Genomic DNA, 17,708 nt, shown 5'->3' on the forward strand with positions numbered 1-17,708 from the left:
TTTACCAACTTACCAAACCAATCCTCGTCTAATTCCAGCCAGGCCATACATATATTTTTATTAATCTTATTTAGCTCCGAAATCTGAAAAACCAGACTCTCTCGAGTCTTTATCCTGACTCTGATGAAGTCGATGCATAGCGTTGTATCACCGGTATCGGGACCGACTGTGTCTGAGTGGAATAACGGACTATCAGGAGAACACTGCAGGTGGCCTTCGAAGAATCAATAAAAAAGCCACCCCTGCAGAAGCAGGGGTGGCTTTGAATTGGTGCCCGAGGCCGGGGTCGAACCGGCACGCCTTGCGGCGGGGGATTTTCTTACCACTTCGGCTTTCGCCGCCAGCATTGCGCCGTTCGTGGTCTGGAGCACGCCTTCACCATAGCTTTCAGCCGTAGGTGCCCGCCGTCTGCTCTCTACACCTTCCCAACCGCCAGGGTCGGGCTTGGCTCGGCGTTGGCTCGGATGCTTGGCGCATATCCAGGGCGTTCGCCGAATTTGACGGGCTTCACCTCTGGGGTTTCCCCCGGAGGGCTCAAATTTTCAAGTCCCCTGTGTATACCAATTTCACCACTCGGGCGTGTTACGTATTAGCAGGGCCCAGCCATTTACCACTTGACTTCCTGCTGATTCCTAGCCTTCCAGACCAGGCATTGGAGCAATTCTACAAATCCTACAACCTATCGCCTTATCCGCCTTTTCGCCATCAAGGCCTAGCAGCAGAGACTTGACACATCAGTTTTTAAGTCTCTTGCGTCTACCGATTTCGCCATCCGGGCGACAGTGCTGTTCGGCGGTGAGAGGCTCTTGCGAGCCAGAAGCGGACTGGACTGTAGCGGGTTCGCTTCTGTATTTGCAACCTACGGAATCTTATTGCAAGCGCACGTGTCTGCTAAAGAAAAAGCCCTGTAAATCGTGGATTTACAGGGCTTTTCTATTGGAGGCTGAGGTCGGAATCGAACCGGCGTTCACGGATTTGCAATCCGGTGCATAACCACTCTGCTACTCAGCCGCAAAACAAACGGCTCGCATCGCGAACCGTCAAAATCTGGAGCGGGAAACGAGACTCGAACTCGCGACCCCGACCTTGGCAAGGTCGTGCTCTACCAACTGAGCTATTCCCGCGTCGTGTTGACGGGCGCCATTCTATCGTTTCGAAAAGCCCTGTCAACTCCTTGATTCAAAAAAACTTATTTCTCTTTCGGGGTGGTGTTGAGATGGGGCCACGCCGCGAGCAGATAGTGCAGCATCGACCACAGGGTCAGTACGGCGGCAATGATCAGCAGTACATAACCCACAATCACCCAGAAGGTCATCAGTGGCGGATTGGCCAGCAAGATGACCAGCGCCACCATCTGGGCTGCCGTCTTCCATTTGCCGAGATTGGAAACAGCGACATGCGCCCTCGCCCCCAGTTCGGCCATCCACTCACGCAGCGCCGACACCACGATTTCGCGACCGATAATGATCGCCGCCGGCAGTGTCAGCCACAGGTTCGCATGCTCCTCCACCAGCAGCACCAGCGCGGTGGCCACCATCAGCTTGTCCGCCACCGGATCGAGGAAGGCACCAAACGGCGTGCTCTGCCCGAGCTTGCGCGCCAGGTAGCCATCCAGCCAATCGGTGGCAGCCGCCAGGGCGAACACGGCACTGGCGGCCAGATGGCTGGCAGGGAACGGGAAGTAGAACAGCAGGATGAAGATCGGGATAAGTAGAACGCGGAGCAGTGTGAGCAGGTTCGGGATATTCATCGGGTCAGGAAGTCTTCGAGTTGAGCCGGCATTCTACTCGCTGTGAAGAACCGCATAAATCTGCTCAGCCAGCTTTTTACTAATACCGGGGGCTTTGGCAATCTCATCAATACTGGCACGCGACAGTTCCTGCAACCCACCAAAGTGTTTGAGCAGGTCGCGACGACGCTTGGGGCCCACACCCGGCACGTCCTCGAGCGTGGAGGTACGGCGCGCTTTTCCTCGTCGAGCACGATGGCCCGTGATTGCGAAGCGGTGCGCTTCATCACGGATCTGCTGGACAAGATGTAGCGCCGGGGAATCCGCCGGCAGCGTGAACTCATGTTCGGCGTCGTTCAGGTAGAGCGTTTCCAACCCCGGCTTGCGTGTCACGCCCTTGGCCACACCGAGGAGCGTCAGGCCGGCCACTGCCAGTTCCTGGAGCACCTCCTGCGCCATCGCCAACTGCCCCTTGCCGCCGTCGACCAGAAGGATGTCAGGCATCTTGCCCTCGCCCTCCTTCAGGCGGCTGAAACGCCGCGTCAATGCCTGATGCATGGCGGCATAGTCATCGCCAGCCGTTACACCTTCGATATTGAAGCGACGGTAGTCCGACTTCAACGCCCCCTCCGGGCCGAACACCACGCAGGAAGCAACGGTGGCCTCGCCACTGGAGTGACTGATATCGAAGCACTCCAGTCGCTGCGGCGGCTCCGCAAGGTCCAGCGCATCGCCCAGCGCCTCGAAGCGCGCAGCCATGTGCTGACGATTGGCAAGACGCGCCGCCAAGGCCTGCTCGGCGTTGGTCACGGCCAGTTGCTGCCAGCGCGCGCGGGTACTGCGCACGCGATGGCTGATTTCCAGCGACTTTCCACGAGACGTCTCGATAGCCGACACCAGCACCGGAAAATCCTCGTGCAGGGCGTTGACGATAAGTTCGGTCGGCAGATCGCGCTCGCGATGGCTGAGGTAGTACTGTCCGAGGAAGGCCAGCAGCACGTCGCCCACCTCCTCCTCGATCGCCACCTGCGGGAAGAAATTCTTGCTGCCCAGCACCCGGCCGCCTCGCACGCTGATCAGGTGCACACAGGCGCCACCCGGCGTGACGATAGCGGCAATCACATCGACATCGCCGCTGCCACCCTCCATGCTCTGCTGGTCCTGCACACGCCGCAGAATGGCCACCTGGTCACGTAGCTCAGCGGCTTTCTCGAAGTCCAGGCGCATGGCCGCCTGCTCCATGCTGGTGGACAGTTCATCCGCCAGCACGTTGCTGCGTCCTTCGAGGAACATGATCGAGTGGCGCACGTCTTCGGCGTATTCCTCTTCGCTGACCAACCCGACACAGGGCGCCTTGCAGCGCTTGATCTGGTATTGCAGGCAGGGGCGCGTGCGATTGCGGAAGTAGCTGTCCTCACACTGCCGAACGAAGAAAGCCTTCTGCAGCAGCGCCAGGCTCTCACGGATGGCCCCTGCGCTGGGGTACGGACCGAAGTAGCGCCCCTTCTGCTTCTTCGCGCCGCGATGGATCGTCAGCCGGGGAAACGCGTCCTCGCTGGAGAGAAAGACATAGGGATAGGACTTATCGTCCCGCAGCAGGATGTTGTAAGGCGGCCGCCACTCCTTGATCAGCGTCTGCTCCAGCAGCAGCGCCTCGGTCTCGTTGGCCGTGATGGTGGTTTCGACCTGAGCGATCCGCGCCACCAGTGCAGCGGTCTTCGGTGCCAGGCCAGACTTGCGGAAATAACTGGAAAGCCGCTTCTTGAGATCCTTCGCCTTGCCGACATAAAGCAGCTTGGCGTCCGCATCGAACATGCGATAGACGCCCGGCCGCCCGCTGCAGGTAGCCAGGAACGCCGCCGAATCGAATACTGCGGCCATCGTCAGTTGTTGGTATCGACCATGCCGTGCCGAACGGCCAGCAGCGCCAGTTCCACGTCGCTGGTGATCGAGAGCTTCTCGAAGATACGGTAACGGTAGGTGTTGACGGTTTTGGGCGACAGGCAGAGCTTGTCCGAGATGCTTTGTACCTTGTGGCAATTAGCAATCATCAGGGCAATCTGGATTTCCCGCTCGGACAGCGTGTCGAAGGGAGACGCGTTTTTCTCGGGTTCGAAGGATTTCAGCGCCAGGTTCTGGGCGATCTGCGGGCTGATGTAGCGTTGGCCGGCAAATACCTGGCGAATGGCCTGGACCATTTCCTCGAGCGCCGCACCCTTGGTGAGGTATCCGGCAGCGCCGGCCTGCATCAGCCGTGTCGGGAACGGATCTTCCTCGCACACGGTCACCACCACCACGCGCACATCGGGCTGGCTGCGCAGCAACTTGCGAGTCGCCTCCAGCCCACCGATACCGGGCATCTTCACATCCATCAGCACGACATCGGGCTTGAGCTCTCGAGCCAGTTGCAGCCCACGCTCGCCAGAGTCAGCCTGACCGACGACCTGCAGGCCGTCGATATCGGCCAGCATGCGGGTAATTCCGGTGCGCACCAGATCGTGGTCATCGACCACCAGCACCTTGATCACACAGCACCCCTTTGCACAGAAATGGAATTGTGAAGATCCAGCGAAAGCTTCTTGAAACTCGCGAACCTTAACAGAAAGCCCCCTCTCGACCTAGCTTGGTGCAGGCTCGTCAAAATGCAAGCGCCAGAGAACTGCATCCAACGCGCCGACAAATGCTGACAGACATGCGCCAGAACGTCTATGACGGGCTCTTCGCGAAAGAAGGCACAGCCATGCAGATATATCCCAACGTAGAGTCTGAACCTTCCTGGGCAAAATACTCGCCCCGCCCGCTCAGCCCCGAGAGGACGAACAGTACGGATAGCAGCATTGGCAGAATGCCAGGTCACCTCCTCAGACAACGAGCAACCGCAACATCCGAATCAGCCAGAGCAGTGCCAGCAGCGCCGGATAGTAGAGCAGCATCCCTGCGAGGCAAATCAAGGCCAGAGAGAGGCGAGGCCAGGTGACCGCATAGGAGTCCTGAATCCGGAAATCGGTCGCGAGGTACAACGGGAAGATAACGGGAAACACCACCAGCCCCAGCGACCAGTATGTCCCGGATGCCGACGTGATGTAGTGAGTGACAACCCAGCTACTGGCATACCAGAAGCAGATCCACGCCGCAGCAAATATCAACGCCCTGAAAAACAAGGGGCAGCCTCCTCATCCATGCGATGAGACTGAGCAGTATGGCAGCGAATAAGGACCTGACCCCACTCATAGCCGCAAGCTCATGAGGCCCGTGTTACACCCAAAATAAAAAGAGCCCGTCGAAACGGGCTCTTTGGGGTTGCGTGGCGATCAGTCGTCGCTACCCATGATGCCGAATATCTGCAACAAGCTGAGGAACAGGTTGTAGATCGACACATACAGGCTGATGGTAGCCATGATGTAGTTGCGCTCGCCACCGTGGATGATTGCGCTGGTCTGGAACAGAATCATCGCCGAGGAGAACAGCACGAAACCGGCGCTGATCGCCAGTTGCAGGCCGCTGATCTGGAAGAACAGCGAGACCAGTACGGCACCCATCAGTACAAAGAAGCCCGCAGTGATGAAGCCGGACAGGAAGCTCATGTCCTTGCGAGTGGTCAGTACATAGGCGGACAGACCGAAGAACACCAGTGCCGTCATGAAGAAGGCCGACGAAATCACACTCGCGCCATTGGCCATGCCCAGGTACAGATTGAGGATCGGGCCGAGGGTGTAGCCCATGAATCCGGTGAGGGCGAAGGTGCTGAGCAGGCCCCAGGCGCTGTTGCGCAGCTTCACGGTGAGGAAGAACAGGCCGTAGAAGCCCAGCAGCACCACGAAGATGCTCGGATACGGCAGACGCATCTGCTGCGAGGCGAAAGCCACCAGTCCACTGAAGGCCAGCGTCAGCGCGAGCAGGCCGTAGGTATTGCGCAGGACGCCGCTGACCTCTTTCTGCTCCACGGCTGTGGAGTCGAGATATTGCCGTTCTTGCATGTCGAGACACTCCTGTTTAAGCGGGATACGGGTCCATGACCGTAGTGCCACTCATCATAACAGAGGCAAATGGACCTCGAATCACCAGAGTTTGACAGTGTGTTGCGATCCGGTACTATGGCGCCCCGCTCATGCGGAAGTGTGGCCGAGTGGTTTAAGGCAACGGTCTTGAAAACCGTCGACGGGAAACTGTCCCAGAGTTCGAATCTCTGCGCTTCCGCCATTATTCAAGGCCCTGATTTTCAGGGCCTTTTTCATTCCTGGGCAACGCTATTCGGCCTTCTCCAGAAGGCTGATTTCTTGATGAATCCCAGAATAAAACGGCACGGGTCCCACAACTTTTAACCAGATCCTCTCCCCTCCTCGCCCGCCCTGGGCACCCTACTATCCTCCTCACCGGTCTGCCCCGGAACTGGTGGACAGGTAGTTAAGAGCTACTGCTCGCATTTCGTCGCTCGAACTCCATCGGGCTGAGATAGCCCAGCGTCGAGTGACGGTGACGGTGATTGTAAAAGGCTATGTCTGAGTTAACTGTTGCGGAAAATCCTTCAGAAGAACGCAGCGCCTGTGGCAGCGGGATTGCCGGCGATGCTTTTGCGTTGCCGGCTTTCGCGAGCAAGCTCGCTCCTACAAAGGGCTGCAGCCCGACACAACACATAACTAAGACATAGCCTTTGCGTTTCTGCTGCGCGGCAAAAAACGACGCAGTGCCGTATCATCCTGCGAAATCCGCCGCCAAGGCCTGCTCCATGAAGTTCGTCATCGCCCTCTTCTCCCCGCCGCATTCACCGGCAGCCCGACGCGCCCTGCGCTTCGCCGAGGCTGCGCTGGCCGGCGGGCATGAAATCACCCGGCTGTTCTTCTACCAGGACGGCGTGTACAGCGCTTCGGCCAATGCTGTCGCCGGCCAGGACGAACTGGACGTAGCCGCTGCCTGGTCCCGTTTCGTCGCCGACAATCAACTGGATGGCGTAGTTTGCATCGCCGCCGCCCTGCGCCGTGGCGTGCTGAACAACGAGGAAGCCAACCGTTATTCCCGCCCCGCCGCCAACCTGCAGGCGCCCTGGGACCTTTCCGGTCTCGGCCAGTTGCATGAAGCGGCGCAACTGGCGGACCGCCTGGTCTGCTTCGGAGGCGACTGATGGCCAAGTCCCTGCTGATCATCAGCCGCCAGGCTCCCTGGGCCGGCCCCGCCGCCCGCGAAGCACTGGACATCGCCCTGGCCGGCGGCGCCTTCGATCTGCCAATCTCGATGCTGTTCCTCGACGACGGCGTCTTCCAGCTCGCCCCCGGCCAACGCCCTAGCAATCTTGAACAGAAGGACCTGCAGGCCAACCTGCAAGCCCTGCCGCTGTTCGGCGTGGAAGCCCTCTATGTCAGCCAGCGCAGCCTCGGTGAGCGCGGCCTGGACGCCGCCAGCCTGACACTCCCCGCGCAAGCGCTGGACGCCGCCGCCCTGCGCGATCTGCTGCAAACCCACGACCAGGTGATCACGATCTGATGGCTACTCTCCACCTGCTCTCGCACTCCCCCTTCAATGACGGCCGGCTCGCCAGTTGCCTGCACCTGCTCGGCCCGGACGACGGCCTGCTGCTGAGCGGCGAGGCCGTCTACGCCCTGCGCGACGGCACCGCGCCCTGCCAGGTGCTGGAGCTGATGCCCGCAACCAACGGACTCTTCGCCCTGCTGGAAGACCTGCAGGCGCGCGGCATGGATGATGTTCCCGCCCGCGTCATCGCGGTCGACTATCCCGGTTTCGTCGAACTCTGCACCCGCTTCGACAAGGTGAACGCCTGGCTATGAGCACCCTATTGGTCAACGGACAATCCCTGCCGCTGGACAAGGACGGCTACCTGGCGCAGCTGGACGACTGGAGCGACGCCGCCGCCGAGGCCCTGGCGCACAACGAAGGCATCCACCTGACACCCGAGCATTGGGAAATCCTCCTACTGCTGCGTGAGTTCTACGGCGAGTTCCAGCTCTCCCCGGCCAATCGGCCACTGATCAAGTACGTCGCCCAGCGCCTGGGCACGGAAAAAGGCAGCAGCCTGCACCTCAACCTCCTGTTCAAGGGCACCCCGGCCAAGCTTGCCGCCAAGCTCGCCGGCCTGCCGAAGCCGACCAACTGCCTATGACCGCCTCCCCGCTCGTCCTGCAGACACCTGAAGAACATCCGTTCGCCCAGTTCGTGCGCATTCTCGGCAAGGGCAAGCGCGGCGCGCGCGGCCTGACCCGCGAGGAAGCCCGCGAAGCGCTGGGCATGATCCTCGACGACAAGGTCGAGGAAGCCCAGCTGGGCGCCTTCCTGATGCTGCTGCGGCACAAGGAGGAAAGCGCCGAGGAGCTGGCCGGCTTCACCGAAGCCGTACGCAGTCGCCTGCAGACACCGAAGATCGCCGTGGACCTGGACTGGCCTAGCTACGCCGGCAAGAAGCGCCACCTGCCCTGGTTCCTGCTGGCCGCCAAATGCCTCGGCGGCAGCGGCACTCGCATCCTGTTGCACGGTGGCGGCGCCCATACCGCCGGCCGGCTCTACACCGAGCAATTGCTGGAACAGCTCGGCCTGCCGCTGTGCCGCGACTGGAGCTCGGTCAGCGAAGCGCTGGACGCCAAGGGCATCGCCTTCGCTCCGCTGGCGGACTGGATGCCGCGCATGCAGCGGATGATCGACCTGCGTAATACTCTTGGCCTGCGCTCGCCGATGCACTCCGCCGTACGCCTGATCAACCCGCTGGGCGCCACCTGTGTGCTGCAGAGCATCTTCCACCCCGGTTACCAGGCGGTGCACCGCGAAGGCAGCCGTCTGCTCGGCGACTACGCCATCGTCATCAAGGGCGAAGGCGGCGAGATCGAAGTGAACCCGGACGCCACTTCGCACCTGTACGGGTGCCGCGCTGGCGAAGCCTGGGACGAGGAATGGCCGGCGCTTTCGCCGCTGCGTCACGTCAAGCCGGAAACCCTCGATCCGCAGCATCTGGCTGCCGTGTGGCGCGGCGACGAAGAGGACGCTTATGGCGAACTGGCCGTGCGCGCGACCATGGCACTGGTGTTGCGTGCAATGGGATTACAGCGAGACGAGGCCTTCGCGGAAGCTGATAAACGCTGGGCTGCGCGCGATAGATCGATTTAATCGATACCTGGAATCCTGTTTTTGCGCCAATCAATCGACTCTTAGCCGATAGACTGATCCCATCTCCCCCGCTTTCAGGAGCACGCAGATGGGACAGTTGATCGATGGCCGCTGGCATGACCAGTGGTATGACACCAGCAAGGACGGTCGCTTCCAGCGCGAAAACGCGCAGCGCCGCAACTGGATCACCGCCGATGGCCAGCCCGGCCCCAGCGGCGAAGGCGGCTTCCGCGCCGAGGCCAGCCGCTATCATCTCTACGTGTCCCTGGCCTGCCCTTGGGCGCACCGCACGCTGATCTACCGCCAACTCAAGGGCCTCGAGTCGCTGATCGACGTATCGGTGGTCAGTTGGCTGATGCTGGAAAATGGCTGGACGTTCGACAAGACCCTCGGCTCCACCGGCGACAAGCTGGACGTCCTGGACTTCCTGCATCAGCGCTACACTAGGGACGATGCGCACTACACCGGCCGCGTCACCGTGCCGGTACTGTGGGACAAGCACGAGCAGCGCATCGTCAGCAACGAATCGGCGGAGATCATCCGCATGTTCAACTCAGCGTTCGACGGGATCACCGGCAACCGCCTGGACCTCTACCCCGAGCCGCTGCGCACACAGATCGACGAATTGAACGAGCGCATCTACCCGGCGGTGAACAACGGCGTGTACCGCGCCGGCTTCGCCACGACGCAGGACGCCTACGAAGAGGCCTTCAAGACGCTGTTCGGCGAACTGGACCGGCTGGACGAGCGCCTTGGCAAGCAGCGTTACCTGACCGGCGAGTACCTGACCGAAGCCGACGTGCGCCTGTTCACCACGCTGATCCGCTTCGATGCGGTCTACCACGGCCACTTCAAGTGCAACCTGCGGCGCCTGGCGGACTACCCGAACCTGTCCGGCTGGCTGCACGAGCTGTATCAGTTGGACGGCGTTGCCGGAACCGTGGACTTCCAGCACATCAAGAACCACTACTACGCCAGCCACCGCACCATCAACCCCACCGGCGTCGTACCGCTGGGGCCGCAGCAGGACTTCACCGGGCCGCACGGGCGGGAGCATCTGCCGGGCAAGGGCATCGCGCGCAAACGCTGATCACTGCGTGTGGGATGAACGCAATCGTAGGAGCGGAGTCCATCCGCGATGCTCGTGTCGAAATCGCGGGCAAATCCGCTCCTGCAAAAGCCAGCTAGGGCGGCGCCAGGCATCAGATCGGCTTGTCGATGCCGTCGTAGACCTTCTGCAGCGCGTCGAGGCGCTCCTGGTAGCGTTGTTTCAGGCAGGCCTTGTCCGTACCACAGGCGCGACGCTGCTCCAGCCACGCGAGCTGCGAATCGCCCAGATTGCCGCGCATGCCCATCGCGAACAGCCCTCTGAGCAGGCGATAGGTCGTGGCCATCTGCACATCCAGCTCGGACAGCTGGCGGTCGGCGCAGATGGCCTTCTCATCAGCCTGTTTCGCCTTGCGGCAGTCGAAGCTGGCGGCGGAGGCCGGCAACACGACGAAACCCAGGGCGCAAGCGACGCCCAGTGCCACCCCATGCACCGTCCTCATCGCTGCCCTTCGAACCAGGCGAGCTTGTCGCGCAGTTGCACCACTTCCCCGACTATCACCAGGGTCGGCGCATGCACTTCGTGCTCGGCCACCAGCTGCGGCAGGTTCGCCAGGGTGCCAGTGAACACGCGCTGGTGCACCGTGGTGCCCTGCTGGATGAGCGCCGCCGGCGTATCGGCGGAACGACCGTGACGCACCAGTTGCTCGCAGATGACCGGCAAGCCGACCAGGCCCATGTAGAACACCAGGGTCTGCCCGGGGGCGACCAGATCGTTCCACGGCAGGTCGGTGCTGCCGTCTTTCAGATGGCCCGTCACGAAGCGCACGGACTGCGCGTAATCACGATGAGTCAGCGGAATACCGGCGTAGGCCGCGCAACCGCTGGCCGCCGTAATACCCGGCACGACCTGGAACGAGATGCCATTGGCCGCCAGTTCGTCGATCTCCTCGCCACCACGGCCGAAGATGAACGGATCGCCGCCCTTCAGGCGCAGCACGCGCTTGCCCTGCTGGGCCAACTCGACCAGCCTGCGATTGATCTCGTCCTGCGGCACGGCGTGGTCCGCGCGGCGCTTGCCGACGTAGAGTCGGTCGGCATCGCGACGGCACAGCTCGAGAATAGCCGGCGCAACCAGTCGGTCGTAGAGCACCACGTCGGCCTGCTGCATCAAGCGCAGGGCGCGGAAGGTCAGCAGATCGGGATCGCCCGGACCGGCGCCGACCAGATAGACCTCACCGCGAGACTCGGCCTGCGGTGCTTCCAGCTTGTCCGCCAGCAGGCATTCGGCTTCGCTCGGCTGGCCGGCGAGCATGCGCTCGGCGACCGGGCCCTGGAACACCTCTTCCCAGAACTTGCGGCGCTGCTGCAGGTCCGGCAGGCGTTGTTTCACGCGCTCGCGGAAGCGGCTGGCGAGGCCGGCCAACTGGCCATAGGTCGCGGGAATCCAGGTTTCCAGCTTGGCGCGCAGCAGGCGAGCCAGCACCGGCGCATCGCCGCCACTGGAAACCGCCACCACCAGTGGCGATCGGTCGACAATGGCCGGGAAGATCACACTGCACAGGGCCGGCGCATCGACGACATTGACCGGAACGCCACGCTCGTTGGCGTCGCGGGAAACCTGGGCATTGAGCGGCTCATCGTCGGTGGCGGCGATGACCAGAACGCAATCCTGAAGATCACCCTGAGCGTAGGGGCGCAGGAGCAATTCGCCCGCGCCCTCCTCGATCAGCTCACGCAGCTCCGAATGCACTTCCGGAGCCACGACTCGCAGCACTGCGCCGGCGTCGCTCAGCAGACGCGCCTTGCGCAGTGCGACATCACCGCCGCCGACCAGTAGCGCGCGACGTCCGCGCAGGATGTGGAACAGCGGCAGGAAGTCCATCTCAGCCGATGACCTCGATGCCCGCCATGTACGGCTTGAGCGCCTCCGGTACGCGGATCGAACCGTCGGCCTGCTGGTAGTTCTCCAGCACGGCGACCAGCGTGCGGCCCACGGCCAGACCCGAGCCGTTGAGGGTGTGCACCAGCTCCGGCTTGCCGGTTTCCGGGTTGCGGTAGCGCGCCTGCATGCGGCGGGCCTGGAAGTCGCCGCAGTTGGAGCAGGAGGAAATCTCGCGGTACTTGTCCTGGCTCGGCACCCAGACTTCGAGGTCGTAGGTCTTGGCGGCGCCGAAGCCCATGTCGCCGGTGCACAGTGCCAAGGCACGGTATGGCAGCTCCAGGGCCTGGAGGACCTTCTCGGCGTTGCCGACCAGGCTCTCCAGCGCCTCCCAGGACTTGGACGGCTCGACGATCTGCACCATCTCAACCTTGTCGAACTGGTGCTGGCGGATCATGCCGCGGGTGTCGCGGCCCGATGCACCGGCTTCGCTGCGAAAGCAGGGCGTGTGGGCGACGAACTTCAGCGGCAGCTCCTTCGCGTCGAGGATCTGCCCGGCAACGATGTTGGTCAGCGAGACTTCGGCGGTCGGGATCAGGTAAAGGTCGGCTTCGTCTTCGCGCTGGATCTTGAACAGGTCTTCCTCGAACTTCGGCAACTGGCCGGTGCCCTGTAGCGCCGGAGCCTGCACCAGGTAGGGGGTGTAGGCCTCTTCGTAGCCATGCTCGCGGGTGTGTAGGTCGATCATGAACTGCGCCAGGGCGCGATGCAGGCGGGCGATCGGGCCGCGCATCAGGGCGAAGCGGGCACCGGACAGGCGGGCGGCAGTCTCGAAGTCCAGCCAGCCGTGCTGCTCGCCCAGGGCGACGTGGTCCTTGATGTCGAAATCGAAGGTGCGCGGGGTGCCCCAGCGACGGACTTCGACGTTCTCTTCCTCGTCGGCGCCCACCGGCACGGATTCGTGTGGCAGGTTCGGGATGTTCAGCAGCAGGCTGTCCAGCTCGGCCTGGATGGCGTCCAGTTCGCGCTTGCCGGATTCCAGCTCCTCGGCCATGCGATTGACCTCGGCCTTCAGCGGCGCGACGTCTTCGCCGTTCTTCATGGCCAGGCCGATGGCCTTGGAACGCGAGTTGCGCTCGGCCTGCAGGGTCTCGGTGCGGGTCTGCACGGACTTGCGCTGGCTCTCCAGCGCTTCGATGCGCGCCACGTCCAGGGTGAAGCCACGGGTGGCCAGGCGTTCGGCCACTTCCTGCGGCTGGGTACGAACCAGTTTGGAATCGAGCATGCTGTCTTCTCGTGTCTAGTGTCGGGCGGCGCTCGCGGGCGCCACTTCAGGATTTTCTGCGCTTGCGCGGACTGCTCTGGTCGAGATTCGCCAGGTGGCGCAACTTCTCGCCGATCTTCAGCTCCAGCCCGCGCGGCACGGGTTGGTAATACTGGCGCGGCTCCATGTACTCGGGGAAGTAGTCTTCTCCGGCCGCATAGGCATCCGGCTCATCATGGGCGTAACGATACTCGTCGCCATAGCCCAGGTTCTTCATCAATTTGGTCGGTGCGTTGCGCAAGTGCAGCGGCACTTCCAGCGAGCCACTCTCCGCCACGTCCCGGCGCGCCGTGTTATAGGCGTTGTAGACGGCATTGCTCTTCGGCGCACAGGCCAGGTAGACGATAGCCTGCGCAATGGCCAGTTCGCCTTCCGGACTGCCCAGGCGCTCCTGCACATCCCAGGCGTGAAGGCACAGGGTCAGGGCACGCGGATCGGCGTTACCGATGTCTTCGCTGGCCATGCGCACCACGCGACGGGCGATGTACAGCGGATCGCAGCCGCCATCGAGCATGCGCGAATACCAGTACAGCGCGCCATCAGGGCTGGAGCCGCGCACCGACTTGTGCAGCGCGCTGATCTGGTCGTAGAAGGCCTCGCCACCCTTGTCGAAGCGCCGGCGCGAGTCGCCCAGCAGGTTCTGCAGCAGCTCGGCGCTGATCTCGCCATTGTCCTCGGCGAGGTCGGAGGCGTTCTCCAGCAGGTTGAGCAGGCGCCGGCCATCGCCGTCGGCGGCGGCCATGAGGATGGCGAAGCTGTCGTCGGGCAGGCTCAGGTTGCGCTTGCCCAGGCCCTTCTCTTCGGTCAGCGCACGCTCGACCAACCGGCGCAGGGCCGCTTCGTCCAGGCTTTTCAGCACATAGACGCGGGCGCGGGAGAGCAGCGCGTTGTTCAGCTCGAAGGACGGGTTCTCGGTGGTCGCTCCGATGAAGATCAGGGTGCCGTCTTCCACATAGGGCAGGAAGGCGTCTTGCTGGCTCTTGTTGAAGCGGTGCACTTCGTCGACGAAGAGGATGGTCCGGCGGCCGTACTGCGCGGCATGCTGCTTGGCCACTTCCACCGCCTGGCGGATTTCCTTCACGCCCGAGAGCACCGCCGAGATGGTCTCGAAGTGCGCATCGGTGACCTGGGCCAGCAGCTTCGCCAGGGTGGTCTTGCCCACCCCGGGCGGGCCCCAGAAGATCATCGAGTGCAGCGCGCCCTGCTCCAGCGCCTCACGCAGCGGCTTGCCGCGGGCGAGCAGGTGCTCCTGGCCGACGTACTCGTCCAGGCTGGTCGCGCGCAGGCGCGCGGCCAGGGGCTGGGAAACGGGGGAGGAGCTGAACAGGTCCACGAATCTTACCTATCGATCAATCCGGCGCGAAGCCGGTCACTCCTGGATGACGTCGACGCCCTTGGGCACGTCGAAGACGAACTGCTTGGCGTCCATCGCCTCGTTCATCTTCACGTCGAAGAACAGGATGTTGGTGCGCTGGCCGACGCTGTCGATCAGTTGCATGTCATTCACCACGCCGCTGCGGAAGGAAATCCGCAGGCTGTCGAACAGGGTGTCCTTGGCCTTGGGCTTGAGGATGAAGTCCACCACGTTACCACCGTCCTTCGCGGTGATGTCGAAGCTCTGGCCGATCTTCGAGACATCGCCGGAGAGCAACAGCGCCGGGGTCTGGGTCAGGCGCAGGTCGAGCTTCTGGATAGTCACCTGCTCCAGGTCCGGGTCATAGAGCCAGATCTTCTCGCCATTGGAGATGAGCAGTTGCTCGTTCGGTGCATCGGTGTGCCAGCGGAACAGGCCCGGACGCTTGAGGCCCAGGGTACCGGCGGTTTCCTGCAGGCGGGTGCCGCTGCCGTCCAGGGTCAGCTGGGAGAAACGTGCGGTCAGGGTCTGGGCCTTGCTGAGCATCCCGCTCAGACGCTGGGCGGCGGCATCGTCGGCATGGGCCTGGACGCCAGCACAAGCCAGCGCAGCAACGAACAACAGGCGGATCAGACGCATCGAAATCCTCGAAGTCGAATCAATCACGGATCGGGGCCGGCGCGATGACTTCGCGCGAGCCATTGGTATTCATCGGGGTGACCACGCCGGCCATCTCCATCGCCTCGATCATCCGTGCGGCGCGGTTGTAGCCGATCTTCAGCTTGCGCTGCACGGCGGAAATGGACGCACGACGGCTTTCGGTGACGAAACGCACGGCCTCGTCGTAAAGCGGATCGTCCTCGCTGCCCTCGCCGCCTTCGCCACCACCACCCTCGAAGGAACCGCCGCCACCGCCTTCTTCGGCGCCGGCGAGGATGTCCTCGATGTAGTTCGGCGCACCACGCAGCTTCCATGCTTCGACCACGCGATGCACTTCCTCATCGGAGACGAAAGCGCCGTGGACGCGGATCGGCAGGCCGGTGCCCGGCGGCAGGTAGAGCATGTCGCCGTGGCCCAGCAGTTGCTCGGCGCCACCCTGGTCGAGAATGGTGCGCGAGTCGATCTTGCTGGATACCTGGAAGGCGATACGGGTCGGGATGTTCGCCTTGATCAGGCCGGTGATCACATCCACCGACGGACGCTGGGTCGCCAGGATCAGGTGGATGCCCGCCGCGCGCGCCTTCTGGGCGATACGGGCGATCAGTTCTTCCACCTTCTTGCCGACGATCATCATCATGTCGGCGAATTCGTCGACCACCACTACGATGGTCGGCAGGGTCTGCAACAACGGTGCCTCGTCTTCCATGCTCTCGCGGCGGTACAGCGGGTCGGTCAGCGGCGTGCCAGCCTCCTCCGCGTCCTTCACCTTGCGGTTGAAGCCAGCGAGATTACGCACGCCCATCGCCGCCATCAGCTTGTAGCGGCGCTCCATCTCGGCAACGCTCCAGCGCAGGGCGTTGGCAGCCTCCTTCATGTCGGTGACCACCGGGCAGAGCAGGTGCGGGATGCCTTCGTAGATCGACAATTCCAGCATCTTCGGGTCGATCATGATCAGGCGCGCCTCGTCGGGCGTGGACTTGAACAGGATCGACAGCAGCATGGCGTTCACGCCCACCGACTTACCGGAACCGGTGGTACCGGCCACCAGCAAGTGCGGCATCTTCGCCAGATCGGTGATGATCGGGTTGCCGCCGATGTCGTGGCCCAGGGCCAGCGGCACGGTGGACTTGTGTTCGTCGTATTCCGGCGTCATCAGCACTTCGGAGAAGCGCACCATCTGCCGGTCTTCGTTGGGAATCTCGATGCCGACGGTGGTCTTGCCGGGGATAACTTCCACCACGCGCACGCTGATCACCGCCAGCGAACGCGCCAGGTCCTTGGCCAGGTTGGAGATGCGGCTGACCTTCACGCCTGCGGCCGGCTGGATTTCGAAACGGGTGATCACCGGGCCCGGATGGACCGATTCCACCACGACCTCGACACCGAACTCCTTGAGCTTGATCTCCAGCAGGCGCGACATGGCCTCCAGGGATTCCGGGGAGTAGCTTTGCTTCTTCTCGGCGGCCGGATCGAGGATCGACAGCGGCGGCAGCGTGCCTTCCACGGCGGTATCGACGAACAGCGGCGCCTGTTTCTCCTTCAGCACACGCTTGCTCGGCTCGGCGGACTTGACGGCAGGCGGTGGCACGTCGATCTTCGGCGCCACACGCTTCTCGCGCTCCTGCACGCTCTTGACCAGGGCTTCCTCGCGCTCGATCAGGCGCTCCTTGACCTTGGCCTGCTCGCGCCGGTCGGCAACGATGGGCGCGGCGACTTCGGCCACGCGCTCATCCACTTCGCGCAGCTGGGCGACCAGTTGCTTGTGCTCGCTGCGAGCGCTCCACCAGCGATTGGCGGCGTTGTGGATCAGTTCGAAGAGATCGAGGGTGATCTTGCCGGTCACGTCCATGACCTTGAACCAGGACAGGTCGGCAAAGACGGTCATGCCGAACAGGAACAAGGCCAGGAACAACAGGGTGCTGCCCTGCACGTTCAGCGCATTGACCCCCAGTTGCCCCAGGCTCTCGCCCAGGGCGCCGCCGGCGCTGGCCGGCATGTGGCTGCCACTGGCATGGAAATGGATGTAGGCCAGCGCGGAACCGGCCAGCACCAGGAATACCAGGCCGATCAGGCGCCAGGAGAACAGCCAGCCGCTCCATTCCCAGGACATGTGCCGCTTGCGGAAGACCTGATACGTCTTCACCGCCAGCAGCAGCGGGAACAGGTAGGCGAAATAGCCCAGCACCATGAACAGGATGTCGGCGCTCAGTGCGCCCAGGCGACCGGCGGCGTTCTGCACCTGTTCGACGTGGCTGGAATGGCTCCAGCCCGGATCGGACGGATCATAGGTGAGCAGCGCCATCCACAGGTAAAGGCAGAGCGCGCCCAGCGCGATCAACGCCCCTTCCTTCAGGCGATAGTGCAGTTGCTGACGCCAGGCGGCGGCATGGCTTGCTGTGGTGGTGTCCTTCAAAACGCGTCTATTCCTGCGCTCTACGCGCGTCCGAGAGTCGTTGAGCCTCAAAACAGGCCTATTGTACGGCTTTGGCCAGCCGATGCCAGCGAGCCCGGAAGCGTCCGACGGCGCTTTTGCCGGCTTTCCGAGGTTCGGTGTAGCATAGCCCATCACCGATTTTCGGCTGCTCAATTGGAGCATGCATTCTCT

The 17,708-nt window shown here is 62.7% G+C and carries 17 protein-coding genes and 3 tRNA genes; 7 read left to right on the forward strand and 13 right to left on the reverse strand.

Annotated elements, in window-relative coordinates; genetic code table 11:
- Positions 1 to 937 precede the first annotated feature (937 nt).
- The 7 genes from H681_RS13565 to H681_RS13595 form a co-directional block, all read right to left on the reverse strand.
- Positions 938 to 1,011, reverse strand: a tRNA-Cys gene (locus H681_RS13565).
- A 37-nt stretch (positions 1,012 to 1,048) separates the two neighbouring features.
- A tRNA-Gly gene (locus tag H681_RS13570) sits at positions 1,049 to 1,124 on the reverse strand.
- Between the two features lie 65 nt (positions 1,125 to 1,189).
- Positions 1,190 to 1,750: a CDP-diacylglycerol--glycerol-3-phosphate 3-phosphatidyltransferase gene (gene pgsA / locus H681_RS13575; protein ID WP_015477441.1), complete on the reverse strand. Its 561-nt coding sequence runs from the start codon at positions 1,748 to 1,750 to the stop codon at positions 1,190 to 1,192.
- Between the two features lie 33 nt (positions 1,751 to 1,783).
- Positions 1,784 to 3,610, reverse strand: coding sequence for an excinuclease ABC subunit UvrC (gene uvrC / locus H681_RS13580; RefSeq protein WP_015477442.1), 1,827 nt, complete (start codon positions 3,608 to 3,610; stop codon positions 1,784 to 1,786).
- Between the two features lie 2 nt (positions 3,611 to 3,612).
- Positions 3,613 to 4,257: a response regulator transcription factor GacA gene (gacA, locus tag H681_RS13585; RefSeq protein WP_015477443.1), complete on the reverse strand. Its 645-nt coding sequence runs from the start codon at positions 4,255 to 4,257 to the stop codon at positions 3,613 to 3,615.
- Between the two features lie 333 nt (positions 4,258 to 4,590).
- Positions 4,591 to 4,890, reverse strand: coding sequence for a hypothetical protein (locus H681_RS13590; protein ID WP_015477444.1), 300 nt, complete (start codon positions 4,888 to 4,890; stop codon positions 4,591 to 4,593).
- A 150-nt stretch (positions 4,891 to 5,040) separates the two neighbouring features.
- Positions 5,041 to 5,706, reverse strand: a complete 666-nt coding sequence (locus tag H681_RS13595; RefSeq protein WP_015477445.1) for a Bax inhibitor-1/YccA family protein — start codon at positions 5,704 to 5,706, stop codon at positions 5,041 to 5,043.
- Positions 5,707 to 5,841: 135 nt separating this feature from the next.
- Here H681_RS13595 and H681_RS13600 point away from each other — a divergent pair.
- From H681_RS13600 to H681_RS13630, 7 genes are all read left to right on the forward strand, one after another.
- Positions 5,842 to 5,929, forward strand: a tRNA-Ser gene (locus tag H681_RS13600).
- A gap of 526 nt (positions 5,930 to 6,455) precedes the next feature.
- Positions 6,456 to 6,848, forward strand: coding sequence for a sulfurtransferase complex subunit TusD (gene tusD, locus H681_RS13605; RefSeq protein WP_015477446.1), 393 nt, complete (start codon positions 6,456 to 6,458; stop codon positions 6,846 to 6,848).
- A complete protein-coding gene (gene tusC, locus H681_RS13610) occupies positions 6,848 to 7,207 on the forward strand; it encodes a sulfurtransferase complex subunit TusC (RefSeq protein ID WP_015477447.1) in 360 nt (119 codons plus the stop codon). Before tusD ends, tusC begins: the two co-directional genes overlap by 1 nt.
- Positions 7,207 to 7,509 carry a sulfurtransferase complex subunit TusB gene (tusB, locus tag H681_RS13615; RefSeq protein ID WP_015477448.1) on the forward strand — a complete coding sequence of 101 codons (303 nt, stop codon included), beginning with the start codon at positions 7,207 to 7,209 and terminating at the stop codon, positions 7,507 to 7,509. Before tusC ends, tusB begins: the two co-directional genes overlap by 1 nt.
- A complete protein-coding gene (locus H681_RS13620) occupies positions 7,506 to 7,841 on the forward strand; it encodes a TusE/DsrC/DsvC family sulfur relay protein (protein WP_015477449.1) in 336 nt (111 codons plus the stop codon). The genes tusB and H681_RS13620 overlap by 4 nt, the downstream gene beginning before the upstream one ends.
- Positions 7,838 to 8,836 carry a glycosyl transferase family protein gene (locus H681_RS13625; protein WP_015477450.1) on the forward strand — a complete coding sequence of 333 codons (999 nt, stop codon included), beginning with the start codon at positions 7,838 to 7,840 and terminating at the stop codon, positions 8,834 to 8,836. The genes H681_RS13620 and H681_RS13625 overlap by 4 nt, the downstream gene beginning before the upstream one ends.
- An 88-nt stretch (positions 8,837 to 8,924) precedes the next feature.
- Entirely contained in the window at positions 8,925 to 9,926 is a 1,002-nt protein-coding gene (locus H681_RS13630; protein ID WP_015477451.1) for a glutathione S-transferase family protein, read from the forward strand.
- A 112-nt stretch (positions 9,927 to 10,038) separates the two neighbouring features.
- Here H681_RS13630 and H681_RS13635 read toward each other — a convergent pair whose 3' ends face one another.
- From H681_RS13635 to ftsK, 6 genes are read right to left on the reverse strand one after another with little or no spacing between them, the layout of a single operon-like run.
- Positions 10,039 to 10,386, reverse strand: coding sequence for a lysozyme inhibitor LprI family protein (locus tag H681_RS13635; RefSeq protein WP_015477452.1), 348 nt, complete (start codon positions 10,384 to 10,386; stop codon positions 10,039 to 10,041).
- Positions 10,383 to 11,768: a siroheme synthase CysG gene (gene cysG / locus H681_RS13640; protein ID WP_015477453.1), complete on the reverse strand. Its 1,386-nt coding sequence runs from the start codon at positions 11,766 to 11,768 to the stop codon at positions 10,383 to 10,385. The genes H681_RS13635 and cysG overlap by 4 nt, the downstream gene beginning before the upstream one ends.
- Before the next feature lies 1 nt (position 11,769).
- Complete coding sequence (gene serS, locus H681_RS13645) at positions 11,770 to 13,050, reverse strand: serine--tRNA ligase (RefSeq protein WP_015477454.1); 1,281 nt, start codon at positions 13,048 to 13,050, stop codon at positions 11,770 to 11,772.
- A gap of 46 nt (positions 13,051 to 13,096) precedes the next feature.
- Complete coding sequence (locus H681_RS13650) at positions 13,097 to 14,422, reverse strand: replication-associated recombination protein A (protein ID WP_015477455.1); 1,326 nt, start codon at positions 14,420 to 14,422, stop codon at positions 13,097 to 13,099.
- A gap of 36 nt (positions 14,423 to 14,458) precedes the next feature.
- Complete coding sequence (gene lolA / locus H681_RS13655; protein WP_015477456.1) at positions 14,459 to 15,082, reverse strand: outer membrane lipoprotein chaperone LolA; 624 nt, start codon at positions 15,080 to 15,082, stop codon at positions 14,459 to 14,461.
- 19 nt (positions 15,083 to 15,101) lie between these two features.
- Positions 15,102 to 17,567: a DNA translocase FtsK gene (gene ftsK / locus H681_RS13660; protein WP_442961245.1), complete on the reverse strand. Its 2,466-nt coding sequence runs from the start codon at positions 17,565 to 17,567 to the stop codon at positions 15,102 to 15,104.
- Positions 17,568 to 17,708 lie beyond the last annotated feature (141 nt).

The sequence above is a fragment of the Pseudomonas sp. ATCC 13867 genome, from assembly GCF_000349845.1.
Lineage (GTDB): Bacteria > Pseudomonadota > Gammaproteobacteria > Pseudomonadales > Pseudomonadaceae > Pseudomonas.